Annotated in this window: 14 protein-coding genes; 4 read left to right on the top strand and 10 right to left on the bottom strand. The window is 70.5% G+C overall.

The features are described 5' to 3' along the window. Nucleotides 1–31: 31 nt before the first annotated feature. The 7 genes from ACIRGB_RS26805 to ACIRGB_RS26835 all read right to left on the bottom strand — a co-directional run bounded on the left by ACIRGB_RS26805 (nt 32) and on the right by ACIRGB_RS26835 (nt 8,579). Nucleotides 32–1,180 carry an aldose epimerase family protein gene (locus tag ACIRGB_RS26805; protein ID WP_403870076.1) on the bottom strand — a complete coding sequence of 383 codons (1,149 nt, stop codon included), beginning with the start codon at nt 1,178–1,180 and terminating at the stop codon, nt 32–34. A 65-nt stretch (nt 1,181–1,245) separates the two neighbouring features. Then, a complete protein-coding gene (mmsB, locus tag ACIRGB_RS26810) occupies nt 1,246–2,490 on the bottom strand; it encodes a multiple monosaccharide ABC transporter permease (RefSeq protein ID WP_403870079.1) in 1,245 nt (414 codons plus the stop codon). Further along, nucleotides 2,487–4,055, bottom strand: a complete 1,569-nt coding sequence (gene mmsA / locus ACIRGB_RS26815) for a multiple monosaccharide ABC transporter ATP-binding protein (RefSeq protein ID WP_403870081.1) — start codon at nt 4,053–4,055, stop codon at nt 2,487–2,489. Before mmsA ends, mmsB begins: the two co-directional genes overlap by 4 nt. A gap of 32 nt (nt 4,056–4,087) precedes the next feature. Beyond that, nucleotides 4,088–5,197, bottom strand: a complete 1,110-nt coding sequence (gene chvE / locus ACIRGB_RS26820) for a multiple monosaccharide ABC transporter substrate-binding protein (protein ID WP_403870084.1) — start codon at nt 5,195–5,197, stop codon at nt 4,088–4,090. A 95-nt stretch (nt 5,198–5,292) separates the two neighbouring features. Next, nucleotides 5,293–6,264, bottom strand: coding sequence for a hypothetical protein (locus tag ACIRGB_RS26825; RefSeq protein WP_403870087.1), 972 nt, complete (start codon nt 6,262–6,264; stop codon nt 5,293–5,295). Between the two features lie 135 nt (nt 6,265–6,399). Continuing rightward, nucleotides 6,400–7,416, bottom strand: coding sequence for a zinc-binding dehydrogenase (locus tag ACIRGB_RS26830; protein WP_403870090.1), 1,017 nt, complete (start codon nt 7,414–7,416; stop codon nt 6,400–6,402). Further along, entirely contained in the window at nt 7,413–8,579 is a 1,167-nt protein-coding gene (locus ACIRGB_RS26835; protein ID WP_393638407.1) for a mandelate racemase/muconate lactonizing enzyme family protein, read from the bottom strand. The genes ACIRGB_RS26830 and ACIRGB_RS26835 overlap by 4 nt, the downstream gene beginning before the upstream one ends. 214 nt (nt 8,580–8,793) lie before the next feature. On the opposite strand from ACIRGB_RS26835, the gene ACIRGB_RS26840 reads away from it, so the two are divergent. Beyond that, nucleotides 8,794–9,516: a hypothetical protein gene (locus ACIRGB_RS26840; protein ID WP_403870093.1), complete on the top strand. Its 723-nt coding sequence runs from the start codon at nt 8,794–8,796 to the stop codon at nt 9,514–9,516. Between the two features lie 28 nt (nt 9,517–9,544). Here ACIRGB_RS26840 and ACIRGB_RS26845 read toward each other — a convergent pair whose 3' ends face one another. Together ACIRGB_RS26845 and ACIRGB_RS26850 are read right to left on the bottom strand one after the other, a co-directional pair. Next, nucleotides 9,545–11,176, bottom strand: a complete 1,632-nt coding sequence (locus ACIRGB_RS26845) for an MFS transporter (RefSeq protein ID WP_403870095.1) — start codon at nt 11,174–11,176, stop codon at nt 9,545–9,547. Beyond that, nucleotides 11,176–12,198 (bottom strand): NAD(P)/FAD-dependent oxidoreductase, encoded by a 1,023-nt coding sequence (locus ACIRGB_RS26850; RefSeq protein ID WP_403870098.1) that lies wholly within the window; start codon nt 12,196–12,198, stop codon nt 11,176–11,178. Before ACIRGB_RS26850 ends, ACIRGB_RS26845 begins: the two co-directional genes overlap by 1 nt. A 263-nt stretch (nt 12,199–12,461) precedes the next feature. Here ACIRGB_RS26850 and ACIRGB_RS26855 point away from each other — a divergent pair, with 263 nt between their 5' ends. Further along, on the top strand, nt 12,462–13,085 hold the full coding sequence (locus tag ACIRGB_RS26855) for a TetR/AcrR family transcriptional regulator (protein WP_403870101.1): 624 nt from the start codon (nt 12,462–12,464) through the stop codon (nt 13,083–13,085). Nucleotides 13,086–13,101: 16 nt separating this feature from the next. Here the strand turns inward: ACIRGB_RS26855 and ACIRGB_RS26860 are convergent, their stop codons facing one another. Beyond that, a complete protein-coding gene (locus tag ACIRGB_RS26860; RefSeq protein ID WP_403870104.1) occupies nt 13,102–13,557 on the bottom strand; it encodes a MarR family winged helix-turn-helix transcriptional regulator in 456 nt (151 codons plus the stop codon). A 115-nt stretch (nt 13,558–13,672) separates the two neighbouring features. On the opposite strand from ACIRGB_RS26860, the gene ACIRGB_RS26865 reads away from it, so the two are divergent. After that, nucleotides 13,673–14,695 (top strand): NADP-dependent oxidoreductase, encoded by a 1,023-nt coding sequence (locus ACIRGB_RS26865; RefSeq protein WP_403870107.1) that lies wholly within the window; start codon nt 13,673–13,675, stop codon nt 14,693–14,695. A 125-nt stretch (nt 14,696–14,820) separates the two neighbouring features. Further along, the gene (locus ACIRGB_RS26870) at nt 14,821–15,240 is read left to right on the top strand and encodes an organic hydroperoxide resistance protein (protein WP_104630995.1); all 420 of its coding nucleotides are present in this window, start codon (nt 14,821–14,823) and stop codon (nt 15,238–15,240) included. Nucleotides 15,241–15,267: the final 27 nt, after the last annotated feature.

Consider the following 15,267-nt stretch of genomic DNA (forward strand, 5'->3'; position numbering starts at 1 on the left):
TGAAGAAAGTGTGCCCGCGCCCCGTCGTCGGCTAGGCGTCGAAGGAGTGCACCGTCGACGTCCGGTAGGTCTCGCCGGGCCGCAGCACGGTCGACGGGAACGACGGCTGGTTCGGCGAGTCCGGGAAGTGCTGCGTCTCCAGGCACAGGGCGTCGCCCTGGCGGTAGAGGGAGCCGCCGGTGCCGGTGAGGGTGCCGTCGAGGAAGTTGCCCGAGTAGAACTGGAGCCCGGGCTGGTCGGTGGCGATGCGCAGGGTGCGGCCCGAGCTGTTCTCGCGCAGGGTGGCGATGTGCTCGGGGCGGTCCGTGATGCCCTTGTCGAGCACCCAGTTGTGGTCGAAGCCCTTGGCGGTGACCAGCTGCGGGTGGGCGTCCCGGATGTCCCGGCCGATCGGCTTGGCCCGGCGGAAGTCGAAGGGCGTGCCGGACACCCGGGCCAGCTCGCCGGTGGGGATCAGGCCCGCGTCGGTGGGCGTGAAGCGGGAGGCGGCGATCGACAGCTCGTGGTCCTCGATCGTGCCGCTGCCCTCGCCGGCCAGGTTCCAGTAGACGTGGCTGGTGAGGTTGACGACGGTGGCCTTGTCGGTGGTGGCCTCGTAGTCGATGCGCCAGTCGCCGCGCCGGGTGAGGGTGTACGTCACCTTCGCCTTGAGCGTGCCCGGGTAGCCCATCTCGCCGTCGACGCTGGTGTAGTGGAGCACCAGACCGGTGTCGGAGCCCTCGGTGAAGGGCTCGACGTCCCACACCCGGTAGTCGAAGCCGAGGGCGCCGCCGTGCAGGGAGTTCTCCCCGTCGTTGACGGAGAGCTGGTACTCCTTGCCGTCCAGGGTGAAGCGGCCCTTGGCGATGCGGTTGCCGTAGCGCCCGATCAGGGCGCCGAAGTGCGGGCTGCGGGCGACGTAGTCGTCGAGGTTGTCGAAGCCCAGCGAGACGTTCGCGTAGCGGCCCCGGCGGTCCGGGATCTCCAGGGACTGCACCACGCCGCCGTACGACAGCACCTTCATCCGCGTGCCGCCGTTCTCCAGCGACCAGCGGTACACCTTCGTCCCGTCGGCCAGTTTGCCGAAGAGTTCCTTCACCGGTTTCCTGCCTCCCGACGCGTGCGCCGTGCCGCCGACCGCGGTGGCGGCCACGCCGGCCGCGGCCGCCGACGCGATGACCGTTCGTCTGCTCAGTTCCATACGTGCGGCTCCTGTACTTCCGAGAAGAAGCGGGCCCCGCCGTGAGTGGCGGGGCCCGAGATCCGTTACGAACCGACCCTGCGCTTGTTCCACACGTCGAACCCGACCGCCGCCAGCAGCACCGCGCCCTTGATGACCTGCTGCCAGTCGGTGCCGATGCCGACGAGGTTCATGCCGTTGTTCAGCACGCCCAGGACCAGACCGCCGATGATCGCGCCGAGGACCGTGCCGACGCCGCCGCTCATCGACGCGCCGCCGATGAACGAGGCGGCGATGGCCTCCAGCTCGAAGTTGAGGCCCGCCTTGGGCGAGGCCGCGTTGAAGCGGGCGGCGAAGACCAGACCCGCCAGGGCCGCGAGCATGCCCATGTTCAGGAAGACCAGGAAGGTGACCTTCTTGTCCTTCACACCCGACAGCTTGGCCGCGGGCAGGTTGCCGCCGATGGCGTAGATGTGGCGGCCGACGATCGCGTTGCGCATCAGGTAGCCGAAGCCGACCACCAGCGCGCCCAGGATGAGCAGCACGATCGGGGCGCCCTTGTAGCTGGCCAGCAGCAGCGTGACCACGAGGACCGCGGCGATCAGCGCGACCAGCTTGAGCAGGAACAGCTTGACCGGCGGCACGTCGAGGGAGAACTCCTGCTGCCGCTTGCGGTCGCGGACCTCCTGGTACACCACGAAGGCGATCAGGGCGAAGCCCAGCAGCAGGGTGAGGTTGTGGTAGTTGGTGTTCGGGCCGACCTCGGGCAGGAAGCCGTTGGCGATCTTCTGGAGGTCCTTCGGGAACGGGCCGAGGGTCTGGCCCTTGAGGAAGATCTCCGTCAGACCGCGGAAGAGCAGCATGCCCGCGAGGGTCACGATGAACGACGGTATGCCGAGATAGGCGATGAAGAAGCCCTGCACGGCGCCGGCCGCGGCGCCGATGGCCAGGCAGAGGATCACCGCCACCGGCCAGGGCAGGTCGTGGTTGACCATCAGGACGGCGGCCGTCGCGCCGACGAAGGCGGTCAGTGAGCCCACCGACAGGTCGATGTGGCCCGCGATGATGACGAGCATCATGCCGATCGCGAGGATCAGGATGTAGCTGTTCTGCAACACCAGGTTGGAGACGTTGCGCGGCAGCAGCAGGTCGCCGTCGGACCACACCGCGAACAGCACCACGATCAGGCCGAGGGCCATCAGCATGCCGTACTGGCGCATGTTGCGGCGCATGCCGTCGAGCATCAGGTGGAGCAGGCCGCCGCCGGAGGCCGAACCCCCTCGGCCGGGCGGCGCCGGTGCCGGGGTCTTGGCGGTCACGTCGGTGCTCATCGGCTTACCTCTTCGTCCTTCCGGTCCAACTTGTCCTTCGTCATCTGCCGCATCAGCGCTTCCTGCGAGGCTTCGGCCCGCGAGAACTCACCCGTCAGCCGTCCCGCGGCCATCGTGTAGATGCGGTCGCACATGCCGAGCAGCTCCGGCAGTTCGGAGGAGATGAACACGACCGCCTTGCCCTCGGCCGCCAGGCGGTCGATGACCGTGTAGATCTCGTACTTGGCGCCCACGTCGATGCCGCGCGTGGGCTCGTCCAGGATCAGCACCTCGGGACCCGCGAAGATCCACTTGCTGAGGACGACCTTCTGCTGGTTGCCGCCGGACAGCTTGCCGACCGGCTCGAAGACGGTCGGCGCCTTGATGTTCATCGACTTGCGGTAGCCCTCGGCGACCTGGCGCTCGCCGTGCTCGTCGACCACGCCGCGCTTGGAGACCTTGCCCAGCGCGGTCAGCGAGATGTTCCGGTTGATGGTGTCGATGAGGTTGAGGCCGTAGTGCTTGCGGTCCTCGGTGACGTACGCGATCCCGTGCCCGACCGCCTCCGGGACGGACTTGGTGCGGATCTCCTTGCCGTCCCTGAGCACCGTGCCGCCCGCGTGCCGGCCGTAGGTGCGGCCGAAGACGCTCATCGCCAGCTCGGTGCGGCCGGCGCCCATGAGTCCGGCGATGCCGACGATCTCGCCGCGCCGCACCTCGATCGAGACGTCGTCGACCACCTTGCGCTGCTGGTCGATGGGGTGGTGCACGGTCCAGTTGCGGATCTCCAGGGCCGGCGCCGCGCCCTGCTCGGGCTGGTGCGGGGTCCGGTCCGGGAAGCGGTTCTCCAGGTCGCGGCCGACCATGCCGCTGATGATCCGGTCCTCGGTCGTCTCCGCCGCCTTCACGTCGAGCGTCTCGATGGAGCGCCCGTCGCGGATGATGGTCACCGAGTCGGCGACCGTGCGGATCTCGTTGAGCTTGTGCGAGATGATGATCGAGGTCATGCCCTGTTCCTTCAACTGAAGGATCAGGTCGAGGAGTTTGCCGCTGTCCTCGTCGTTGAGCGCCGCCGTCGGCTCGTCGAGGATGAGCAGCTTCACCTTCTTCGACAGCGCCTTGGCGATCTCCACCAGCTGCTGCTTGCCCACGCCGATGTCGGCGACGCGGGTCTCGGGGTGCTCGTCGAGACCGACCCGGCGCAGCAGTTCGGTGGCGTGCTTGAGGGTGTCGTTCCAGTTGATCAGTCCGCGCTTGGCGTGCTCGTTGCCGAGGAAGATGTTCTCCGCGATCGACAGGTACGGCACCAGCGCCAGCTCCTGGTGGATGATCACGATGCCGTGCTGTTCGCTCGCCCGGATGTCCTTGAACCGGCAGGTCTCGCCCTCGAAGAGGACCTCACCCTCGTAACTGCCGTGCGGATGGACGCCGGAGAGCACCTTCATCAGGGTCGACTTGCCGGCGCCGTTCTCCCCGCAGATGGCGTGGACCTCGCCCTGGCGAACGGTCAGCGTGACGTCCGACAGCGCTTTGACACCGGGAAAGGTCTTGACGATCGAGCGCATTTCCAGGACGGGTCCCGCCATGGTCGTGCCTTCCAATCCTTGAGGGGTCCCGGTCAGTTGAGCTGGTCGGCGGTGTAGTAACCGCCGTCGACCAGGGTCTTCTCGTAGTTGGACTTGTCGACGCTGACCGGCTGAAGCAGGTAGGCGGGGACGACCTTGGAGCCGTTGTCGTACGACTTGGTGTCGTTGACCTCGGGCTTCTTGTCGTTCAGGACCGCGTCGACCATGTTCGCGGCGACCTTGGCCAGCTCGCGCAGGTCCTTGAAGACGGTCTGGGTCTGCTGGCCCGTCTTGATCGACTTCACCGAGGCGATCTCGGCGTCCTGGCCGGTGACGACCGGCATGGCCTTGCTGCCGGAGCCGTAGCCGTCCGACTTCAGGGCGGACAGGATGCCGATGGAGATGCCGTCGTAGGGCGAGAGCACCGCGTCGACCCGGGCGCTGCGGTAGGTGGAGGTGAGCAGGTCGTCCATGCGCTTCTGCGCGGTGCCGCCGTCCCAGCGCAGGGTGGTGACCTGGTTGAGCGCGGTCTGCTTGGAGCGGACGACCAGCTGGCCCTTGTCCAGGTACGGCTTCAGCACCTTCATGGCGCCGTTGAAGAAGTACTTGGTGTTGTTGTCGTCGTTGGAGCCGGCGAACAGCTCGATGTTGAACGGGCCCTTCTTGCCGGCCTTCAGGCCGAGCTTGTCGACGATGTAGCCGCCCTGGAGCTCGCCGACCTTCTCGTTGTCGAACGAGGCGTAGTAGTCGACGTTCTCCGTGCCGAGGATCAGCCGGTCGTAGGAGATGACCGGGATGTCGGCGTCCTTGGCCTGCTGCATGACGTTGCCGAGGGACTTGTTGTCGATCGCGGCGACGATCAGCGCGTCCACACCCTGCGTGATCATGTTCTCGATCTGCGAGACCTGCTGGTCCGGGTCGTCCTCGCCGTAGACGAGCTTGGTCTTGAGGCCCTTGGCCTTCAGTTCCTTCTCGACGTTGGCGCCGTCGGTGATCCAGCGCTCGGAGGACTTGGTCGGCATCGCGATGCCCACGGTGGCGCCGTCGCTGCCTGACTTGTTGTCCTCGCTGCCGCCCTCGCTGTCCTGGCCGCAGGCGGTCAGCGTGAGGGCGAGCGAGGCGACGGAGGCTATCGCGGCGAGAGCGGCTCTGCGGTTGCGCATGGTCATCATCCTTGATGTGAGGACTGGGTCGGCGAGGCAGGTGTGTGGGATTGTGCGCGGTCGTGTCGTCTTTTGAGAAGGAAGTTTCCGGAACGTTATGACGAGATCTCGAACCGGTTGAGCGACCCCGGCAGTCGGGTGCCGAGCGGCGCCATGTCGCCGTCCGCGCCGTGCCGGGCGAGCAGGTCCAGGGCGAGCCGGCCGCGCCGCACCCGCTCCTTCGCGGTGGCCAGCGTCAGTTCCCGCAGGTGGTGGCCGTACGGATAGATGCCGGGCGCCTTGGACAGGCCGAACTTCAGATACAGCGGGGCGCCGCGCCGGATCAGCTCGGCCACCTCGTACATGCGCACATAGCCGCCGAGGTCGTCGGGAGCCTCGATGTACATGTCCATCGGCGCGGCCGAAACCCGCCGTATTTCGGTCAGGTGATCCAGCGTCAGGTCGCTGGGCACGTTGATGGAGTCGGCGCCCAGCCGCTCGTACACCGCGTACGAGGCCGGGTTGACCGGCCCGACGAGCGCCGAGAGCTTCAGCGTGGTGCCGGCGGGGAGGATGCCGGCGGCGCGGGCCCGGTGCAGGGTCCACAGCACGCCCTCGTCGGCGACGAGCAGGCACGCGACGCCCAACTCGGTGGCCCGTACGGCGTCTTCGACGCATCCGGCGACCGCGTCGTGGCCGCGGGCGCGCAGGCCCGCGCCGCCCGAGTCGGTCCGGGTGGAGCCGCCGATGTCCCAGGTGCCGCGCGGGCCGGTGAACAGGCACAGCTCGATGTCGCGTTCGGCGGTGGCCTCGACCATCTCGGTGATCTCGGCGTCGGTCAGCATCCACACGCCGCTGCCCTGGCTGATCCGGTGGATCGGCACGTCCAGGCGGGAGGACTCCTTGAGCACCACCCCCAGCGCCTCCGGCCCCTCGCAGGAGGGGATCTCGGTGCGCCAGCGGCCGCCGCCCGGGAAGGAGTGCGGCGAGGCGTCGGCGGGATCGGGGGCGGGCACGGCCAGGCCGAGGGCGGTGAGGGCCTGCTCACCGGGCCTGCGTGCGGCGGCCGTGGCGGAAGCGTCGGTCACAAGCGTTCCTTAGTGTTCGATATGTCGGACGAGGTTCGCGGCCGTGGGCGCGGGTGGCGCGGGCGGGCGACGTCCGGTCCGGTGGGTGTACGCCGGTGGGGAGGCCGTCAGGTCGCCGCCGCACCGGCGTACGGCTCAGGGGTGGGCGTCCGGGCGCAGCAGCACCTTGCCGACCTTCGGGTCGCCGGAACCCACCAGTTCGATGGCCTGCGAGAAGTCGGCGAGCGGCAGTTCGTGCGTCACCAGGGGCCGCGGATCGAGCAGACCGGCCGCGAAGACCCGCACCGTGTGCGCCCAGGCGTCCGGCGGCGCCCCGAAGACCGTGTGCACCTCCAGCTGCCGTACGACCAGGTCGGTCGGGTCGAGGCCGTCGGCGCCCGGCGCGGGGATGCCGGTCAGCACCAGCCGTCCGCCCCGGCGCAGCAGCGCGGCGGCGGTGCGGGCGGCGTCCGCGGACCCGGCGGTCTCGATCACGACGTCGACGTCGTCGGGGAGCGGCCGGTCCTTGGTGCGGAAGTCGGTCGCGCCGAACTGCCGGGCCAGCGCCTCCCGGTCGCCGCGCGTCCCGACGACCAGCAGCTCGGCCGGGGAGGCGGCCCGCAGGAACTGCACGGCGAACATGCCGAGCGTGCCCGTGCCGACCACGGCGACCCGCTCGCCGGGCCGGGCGTTCGCCTTCAGCGCGGCGGCGGCGATGCAGGCCGCGGGCTCCAGCAGGGCGGCGCCGGTGAGGTCGGCGTCCTCGGGCAGGACGTGCAGCAGCCGGGCGGGCAGCGTCAGCGTCGGCGCCATGGCGCCCGGCTGGGTGAACCCGGTCTCCTCGTACCCGGCCGTGCACAGCGTCGTCTCGCCCGCGTGGCAGCGGTCGCACACCTGGCAGTTGCGGAAGCCCTCGCCGACGACCTTCCGGCCGGCGAGCGCGTCCGGCACCCCGGCGCCGACCCGCTCCACGGTCCCGGACCACTCGTGTCCGGGGGTGAGCGGGTACCGCACGTACCCCTCGGGGCGGTTGCCCTGGTAGACCTCCCGGTCGCTGCCGCAGATCCCGGCGGCGTGCACCCGCACCAGCGCCTCGCCGGGCCCCGGTTCGCGCGGCTCGTGCGGCACCAGCCGGTGCTCGCCCGGTGCCTCGACGACGACCGCGCCGCTCATGCCCCGGTCCCCTTGGGGGCGCGCTTCTCCCAGCCCTCGGCCCACAGGTCGAACCGCGCCTGCTGCTGCGGGAACTCGGCCGCCGCGTCGGTGTCCAGCTCGACCCCGAGACCGGGCGCGTCGGACAGGTGGAAGCACCCGTCCTCCGGGTCCACCTGCGGGGCGCCCTTCACCACCTTCTTGATCTCCGCGTCCGCGAAGTCGTTGAAGTGCTCCAGGATCTTGAAGTTCGGCGAGGTGAACCCGACCTGGAGGCTGGCGGCGGTGAGCACGGACCCGCCGACGTTGTGCGGGGCGACCAGCGTGTAGTGCGTCTCGGCGGTCGCGGCCAGCTTCCGGGTCTCCCAGATGCCGCCGATGTGACCGACGTCGGGCTGGATGACGTCCACCGACTGGTCCTCGAACAGCTCGCGGAACTCGATCCGGTCGTGGATGCGCTCACCGGTGGCGACCGGGATCTCGACCTTCTCGGCGACCTTCTTCAGCGCCTTGAGGTTCTCCGGCGGCACCGGCTCCTCCAGCCAGGCCGGCTTGAACGGCGCGAGTTCCCGCGCGAGCCGGACGGCCGTGGAGGGCGAGAACCGGCCGTGCATCTCCAGCATCAGCTCGGCGTCGGGCCCGATGGCGTCCCGCACGGCCTCGATCAGCGACACCGCGTAGTTCGTCTGCTGCTGGTCCAGCTCGAAGTGCCCGGTGCCGAACGGGTCGATCTTCAGCGCCCGGTATCCGCGCTCCATGACCCCCTGCGCGGCCTTGTGGTACGCCTCCGGCGTCCGCTCGGTGGTGTACCACCCGTTGGCGTACGCCTTGACCTTGTCGGTGACCTTCCCGCCCAGCAGCTGCCACACGGGGACGCCGAGGGCCTTGCCCTTGATGTCCCAGCACGCCATCTCGACGACCGCGATGCCGGACATCACGATCTCGCCCGCGCGGCCGTAGTCGCCGTACTTCATGCGGCGGACCAGGTCCTCGACAGCGAACGGGTCGGAGCCGAGAATGTGGTTGGCCTCGGCCTCCTTCAGATAGCCGAGGAGCGCGTCGGTGTGCCCCAGCATCCGGGTCTCGCCGACTCCGGTGATGCCCTCGTCGGTGTGCACCTGGACGTAGGTCAGGTTGCGCCACGGCGTCCCGACCACGTGTGTGCTGATTCCGGTGATGCGCACGGAGGCTGCCCTTCACTCTGTTCGATATTTCGTCACTCGTTCGAAATGCTGGCGTGACAGTAAGGACGGGGTGCGCGGAGTGTCAATGGGTCGGACACATAACGGTTTCGGCAGTTTCGAAAGTCGGGGAGCGGCCGCCTCGCGTGCTTCCCCACACAACCTTCACAGTGGCCTCTAGGAACGCGCCCGTCCCGGAACTTAATCTTCCCGCGTCATGGACTACTGCCACCCGTGCCGACGGCACCTCAACGGCGCCCTCGCCTGCCCGGGGTGCGGCACGCCCGCCCAGGAACTCGGCGCCCCGGACGCTCACCTGACGGCGCGTGAGGAGATCCCGCCGCGACGCGCGGACGAGGCGGCGGCGCCCGACGAGAACTCCGGCGACGGTACGGACGACGCCACCCCCGGCGACCGGTCCAGCCGCCGCGACCGCAAGGCCGCCGCACACCGCAGGCGCCGCCGCCGGACCCTGCTGGTCGCCGCGGGCTTCGTCCTGGCCGCCGGCGGACTGAGCCTCGCCGAACTCGGCACGGACGCCCCGCACTCCCCGGACAAGCCGGCCGCGGCGGGCGGCGAGACCACGGACGGCGAGGCGAGGGAAGAGGTGGGGGAGGGGGCGTCGGCGGTCCCGGTCGACGCCCCCTCGCCGACGACCACGGCCTCGGGCACCCCGTCCCCCGACGCATCGGCGTCGACAACGGTGTCGCCGTCCCCGTCGTCCTCCACCGCGACGACGGAGCCCGGGACGGCGACCGGCTCCGCCCCTGCACCGTCCTCCCGCCCCCACTCCCCGGCCCCGACCGACCCCGCGAACCCGGACCCGTCACCCCCCGAGTCCGACGACCCCCCACCCCCGACGACGACCCCCACCCCGCCCCAGTCCCCGGACCCGACCCCGACGCAAACCTGCGACCGGTTCCTGTGGTGGTGCACGTAAGGCGTTTCGCGGACGCCCCGCCGGCGAGCTAGCGGGTGGCCCCGGTGTGCTCCCGCTCAGCCGCCGCCTTGCTCGCCGTCGTCCCGGCCCCCGGCCCGGCGCTCTGCTGCGCGAATCCGCGCCGGCCCGGCAGGATGGCGAGGACGATCAGTGTTCCGGCGGCCATGATGATCCCGCCGATGAGGCTGGTCTGGGCGACTCCGTGGGCGAAGGCCTGGTGCACGGCGTCCACGGCGGCCTGGGCCTGCTGGGGCCCGGCGGAGGGGTCCTGCCCGACCCGCTCCGCGACGGCCAGACCGGCGCCGACCGAGTCCTTGGCGGTCTCCATCGCCTCGCCCGGGAGCCGGTTGCCGACCAGGTCGGTCAGCTCGTCCCGGTAGGCCGTGCCCAGCAGCGAGCCCAGCACCGCGATGCCCAGCGCCCCGCCGAGTTCCAGCGCGGTGTCGTTGACCCCGCCGCCGACGCCCAGCTCGGACTCGGGGAAGGAACCCATGATCGTGTCGGTCGCCGGGGAGATGGCCAGTCCGAGCGCGAGGCCCAGCATCATCAGCGGCGCCAGGAAGTCCCCGTACGTCGACCCCTGGTCGATCTGGGTGAGCAGGAACATGCCCGCCGTGCCGAGGGCCAGGCCGGTCACGGCCATCACCCGCACCCCCAGCTTCGGGGCGAGCACCCCGGTCACCGCGGACCCGAGGAACACCGCACCGCCCAGCGGCAGCAGCCGTACACCCGTGTCCAGGGCGCCGTAGCCGAGGACGAACTGCAGGAACTGCGTCGCGTAGTAGATGACGGCGAACATGCCGAAGAAGAAGAACATCACCGCGAGCATCGAGCCGCTGAAGGGCCGCAGCGCGAACTTCCGGACGTCCAGCATCGGGTGCGGGTGCCGCAGCTCCCAGGCGACGAAGGCGACGAGACCGACACCGGCGACCACGGCGGCGGTGACGGGGCCGACGCCCCAGCCGGCGTGCGGGCCCTCGATGGCGGCGTAGATCAGGGAGCCGACGGTGACGATCGACAGCAGACCGCCGACGTAGTCGATCCGGCCCATGCCCTCCGCCTTGGACGGCGGTACCAGGGCGAGCGCGCCGAACACGGCGAGGACGGCGATCGGCACGTTGATCAGGAAGGTCGAGCCCCAGGCGTGGTCTTCGAGCAGCCAGCCGGAGACCAGCGGGCCGACGGCTATCGCCACCCCGGAGGTCGCGGCCCAGGCGGTGATGGCCTTGGCCCGCTCGCTCCGGGGGAAGGTCGCGACCACCAGGGACAGCGTGGCCGGCATCACGACCGCGGCGCCCACACCCATGATCGCGCGGGCCACGACGACCAGCGAGGTCTCGTCGACCATGCTCCCCATCACCGAACCGCCGGCGAAGATCAGCAGTCCGAGGACCAGCGCGCCGCGCCGGCTGTACTTGTCGCCGATCGCGCCGAGCACCAGCATCAGCGCCGCGTACGGAACGGTGTAGCTGTCGACGACCCACTGCAGATCACTGCTGCTCAGGCCCAGGTCGGTGGTCATGTCGGGGGCGGCGACGATCAGCGACGTATTCGCCATCACCGTGATCAGCAGGCTCAGGCACAGCACGAGCAGTGCCCACCAGCGCCGCGCGTACGGCCCGGTCATCTTCTCCACGGGGGTGTTCGCAAGGAAGGACATCAGTGGCTCCCCCGGACGGCCGCGTCGGTGTCCGCGGTGGCCAGCATCCTGTTGATGTAGTCACCGGCCAGCGCGCCGGCCGCTGCGGAGGCCCCGACCTGGGCGACCGGATCGGTGGCGTTGCCGGCCACCCACACCCCCGGCACCTCGGTGGAGCCGGCCGTGCCGGAGGCGACACCGCGGCCCATGTGGTTCGGCAGATCCTGCACCTGCAGGCCCAGACCCTCCAGGCCCCGGGTGCGGGCCTCCATCCGCGGGGTGACCGCGAGGACGCGGCGGGCCACGACCCGGCCGTCGGCCAGGCGCACCCCCGCGAGGGCACCGTCCTCGTCGCCGACGACCTCGGTGACCGGGGTGTCGATGACGCGGATGCCGCGGGCGGCGAAGCGGGCGCGGCTGTCCTCGTCCAGTTCGGTGCCGTGGGTGAAGTAGGTCAGGTCCTCGGTCAGCTGGCGGAACAGATACGCGTGGCCGACGGAGGCGGGGCCGGTGGCGAGGATGCCGATGGGCTCGTCGCGCACCTCCCAGCCGTGGCAGTACGGGCAGTGCACCACACCGTGCCCCCAGTGCTCGGCGAGCCCGGGCACCTGCGGCAGCACATCCGTGAGGCCGGTGGCCACCAGGATGCGGCGGGCGGTGATGCGGCGGCCGTCGGCCAGGGTGACGGTGAACCGCAGGTCCCCGTCCGCCGACGGGGCGGCGGACTCGGCCGAGGCCACCTCGCCGAACACGACGCGTCCGCCGTACTGGCGCACCTGCTCCCGGCCCCGGCGAAGGATCTCGAACGGCGGGGTGCCGTCCAGGACGATGAAGCCGTGCATGGCCTCCGCGGGCGCGTTGCGCGGAGAGCCGCTGTCGATCACGACGACCGAGCGGCGGGAGCGGGCGAGGATCAGCGCACCGTTCAGCCCCGCGGCGCCCCCGCCGATCACCACCACGTCGACGGTCCCCTCGGCCAGTGCGTCGCTCGCGTACGGAGGAGGCGCCACAGTCGTGGCCTCCTGCCTGTCCTGATCAGTCATGGTTCGGTCAACCCTTTGAGTTCTGGGCGGTGGGAGGGGGAGCGGCTGTGCGGAAAGCCGAGGATGCGGTCGGTGACCGTCACGGGATGTTCGCGGTGCGGGAGGGGCCCCGCGCCGGGACCGGGCCTCGCCGGCCTGCCTGGCGCCAGGGGTGCCCGCAGCCTGTCCGATGAGCTCAGGACAGTTATGTACTGAACAGTCAGAAACCTAGGCGGTTCTGTACTGGGTTGTCAAATATGCCGGGCCGGCTTTACCGTCGAGGTATGGCGAGACCGCGAAGCTTCGACCCCGACCACGTCCTCCATGCCGCCGAGCGGCAGTTCCGCACCTCGGGGTACAACGGCACGAGCGTCGACGACATCAGCGCCGCCACCGGCCTGGGCCGCGGCAGCCTCTACGCCGCGTTCGACGGCAAGCACGGCGTGCTGCTGCGGGCGATGGCCGGGTACTTCGCCCGGCTGGGGCAGTTTGTGCCGCAGGCACTCGCCGGACCGGACGAGGGCGCCCTGGAACGACTGCACGCGTACTTGCTCCGCGCCGTCCACGGCGTGCCACTCGCTGCCGACGTGCCCCCCGCCCCCGACCGGGCGGCGGCGGCCTGCTTCGCCGCCAAGATGGCCCTGGAGATCGGCGCCTCCGACGCCGAGGTGCAACGCGTGGCCAACGACTGCTTCACCGTGGTCGCGTCAGCGGTGGCCGAGTGCCTGCGAGCGGCGCAGCGCAACGGCGACATCGACCCCGACGCGGACGCCGACGACCTTGCGTACCTTCTGCTGACCCTCGTCCGCGGGACCGATGTCGTAGGCGCGTACGGCCACAGCCCCGACCGCCTGACCGCGATTGCGGAGAGCGCGTTCGCCCTGCTGCCTCGCCCGCGCCACGCCTGACACTGGGCGGTGAGGGTCAGCCCTCCCGCGAGCCCTCCCCGACCATCAGGCGCAGCGCGTCCCGGAGGGCCATCCGCTCGCCCTCCGACAGTCCCGCCAGCGGCTCCCGGGCGAAGCGCAGGGACTCCCGCAGCCCCCGTGCCACCCGGCGGCCCTCCTCCGTGGCCGCCGCGACCTTCACCCGGCGGTCGCCGGGGTCGGGTCGGCGCTCGACCAGCCCCCGCGCCTCCAGCCGGTCCACGATCCCCGTGACGTTCGACGGCTCGCACTTCAGCTTCTGGGCCAGCTTCCGCATCGGCAGCGGCTCCAGCGACAGCAGGCTCAGCAGCTTGGCCTGCGCCCCGGTCAGGGCGCGCTCCGCCGCCGCCTCCTCGTAGTCCGCGTGGAAGCGGGCCACGACCTCACCGATCAGCTCGACGACTTCGAGGGTGAGAGCGTCGGGTCGGTGCGTGGTGTCGCGTGGTGGGGCCATGGAATCCAGGGTACCCATTTGTTTGACAACCTGAAATGTTCAGCCGCATGGTTGTTTCAGAGCCTGAAACATTCTCGGCAGGCAAACCCCGAGCAAGCCCCAGGAAAGGTGCCTCATGACCGACTCCCCCGCCCTCCCCGCCGTCAACCGCGAGTGGCACCTGGTCACCCGCCCGGTCGGCTGGCCCAAGCCCGAGGACTTCGCGCTCGTCGAGGCGGAGGTCCCCGCCCCGGGTGACGGACAGGTGCTGGTACGCAACCTGTACGTCTCCGTCGACCCCTACATGCGCGGGCGCATGAGTGCCGCCAAGTCCTACGCCGCCCCCTACGAGCTGGGCAAGCCCATGCTGGGCGGCGCGGTCGGCGAGGTCGTCGCCTCCAACGCCGAGGGCCTCGCCGTCGGCGACCACGTCCTGCACTTCTTCGGCTGGCGCGAGTACGCCGCCGTGGACGCGGGCAACGCCGTCAAGGTGGACCCGGACGCGGCGCCGCTGTCGACGTACCTGGGCGTGCTCGGCATGACCGGGCTCACCGCCTACGCCGGTCTGCTGCGCACGGCCGCCTTCAAGGAGGGCGACTCCGTCTTCGTCTCCGGCGCCGCGGGTGCCGTCGGCAGCCAGGTGGGCCAGATCGCCAAGCTCAAGGGCGCCTCGCGGGTCATCGGCTCGGCCGGCTCGGACGAGAAGGTCAAGCTGCTCCTCGACGAGTACGGCTTCGACGCCGCCTTCAACTACAAGAACGGCCCGGTGAGCGAGCAGCTGCGGGCCGCCGCCCCGGACGGCGTCGACGTCTACTTCGACAACGTGGGCGGCGACCACCTGGAGGCCGCCATCGGCTCCCTCAACCTCAACGGCCGCATCGCCATCTGCGGCGCGATCTCCGTCTACAACAACACCGAGCCCGCGCCCGGCCCGAAGAACCTCGCCCGCCTCATCCAGACCCGCGGCCGCATCGAGGGCTTCCTGGTCGGCGACCACTACGACCTCCAGCCGCAGTTCGTCGAGGAGGTCGGCCCCTGGGTCCGCGAGGGCGCGCTGAAGTACCGCGAGACGGTCGTCGAGGGCATCGAGAACAACCTGGAGGCGTTCCTCGGGGTCCTGCGCGGCGACAACACCGGAAAGATGATCGTCAAGCTCTGACCTCCTCTGACCTCCGGCAGGGAGAGGACGGGCTTCACTGGACTTCCGGCATGCGGTAGCGTCATTCCGAAATCCGTCGTGATCGTGGGCGCGAGTCACGGCGGACCGAGGAGGAAGACACCCGTATGCCCATCCAGCAGTCCGAAGTCCTCTACACCGCCGTCGCCACCGCCGAGAACGGCCGCGACGGCCGGGTGGCCACCGACGACGGCAAGCTCGACGTCGTCGTGAACCCGCCCAAGGAGATGGGCGGCAACGGCGCCGGCACCAACCCGGAGCAGCTGTTCGCCGCCGGGTACAGCGCCTGCTTCCAGGGCGCGCTCGGCGTCGTGGCCCGCCAGGAGGGCGCCGACATCACCGGTTCCACCGTCACCGCGAAGGTCGGGATCGGCAAGAACGACGACGGCTTCGGGATCATCGTCGAGATCTCCGCCGAGATCCCGTCCGTCGACGCCGCCACCGCGCGGTCGCTGGTCGAGAAGGCCCACCAGGTCTGCCCGTACTCGAAGGCGACCCGCGGCGACATCACCGTGACGCTCGCCTGAGCGAGAAGGGGCGGGCGCGCCGACCGG

Origin of the sequence: Streptomyces sp. NPDC102490 (assembly GCF_044765285.1) — a bacterium.
In the GTDB taxonomy this organism is placed as follows: Bacteria; Actinomycetota; Actinomycetes; order Streptomycetales; family Streptomycetaceae; genus Streptomyces.

Coding starts and splice junctions, on each gene's coding strand:
- ACIRGB_RS26850 (WP_403870098.1), bottom strand. CDS start 12,198: ATGACTGATCAGGACAGGCAGGAGGCCACGACTGTGGCGCCTCCTCCG.
- ACIRGB_RS26855 (WP_403870101.1), top strand. CDS start 12,462: ATGGCGAGACCGCGAAGCTTCGACCCCGACCACGTCCTCCATGCCGCC.
- ACIRGB_RS26870 (WP_104630995.1), top strand. CDS start 14,821: ATGCCCATCCAGCAGTCCGAAGTCCTCTACACCGCCGTCGCCACCGCC.
- chvE (WP_403870084.1), bottom strand. CDS start 5,197: ATGCGCAACCGCAGAGCCGCTCTCGCCGCGATAGCCTCCGTCGCCTCG.
- ACIRGB_RS26845 (WP_403870095.1), bottom strand. CDS start 11,176: ATGTCCTTCCTTGCGAACACCCCCGTGGAGAAGATGACCGGGCCGTAC.
- mmsB (WP_403870079.1), bottom strand. CDS start 2,490: ATGAGCACCGACGTGACCGCCAAGACCCCGGCACCGGCGCCGCCCGGC.
- ACIRGB_RS26830 (WP_403870090.1), bottom strand. CDS start 7,416: ATGAGCGGCGCGGTCGTCGTCGAGGCACCGGGCGAGCACCGGCTGGTG.
- ACIRGB_RS26860 (WP_403870104.1), bottom strand. CDS start 13,557: ATGGCCCCACCACGCGACACCACGCACCGACCCGACGCTCTCACCCTC.
- ACIRGB_RS26865 (WP_403870107.1), top strand. CDS start 13,673: ATGACCGACTCCCCCGCCCTCCCCGCCGTCAACCGCGAGTGGCACCTG.
- ACIRGB_RS26840 (WP_403870093.1), top strand. CDS start 8,794: ATGGACTACTGCCACCCGTGCCGACGGCACCTCAACGGCGCCCTCGCC.
- ACIRGB_RS26805 (WP_403870076.1), bottom strand. CDS start 1,180: ATGGAACTGAGCAGACGAACGGTCATCGCGTCGGCGGCCGCGGCCGGC.
- mmsA (WP_403870081.1), bottom strand. CDS start 4,055: ATGGCGGGACCCGTCCTGGAAATGCGCTCGATCGTCAAGACCTTTCCC.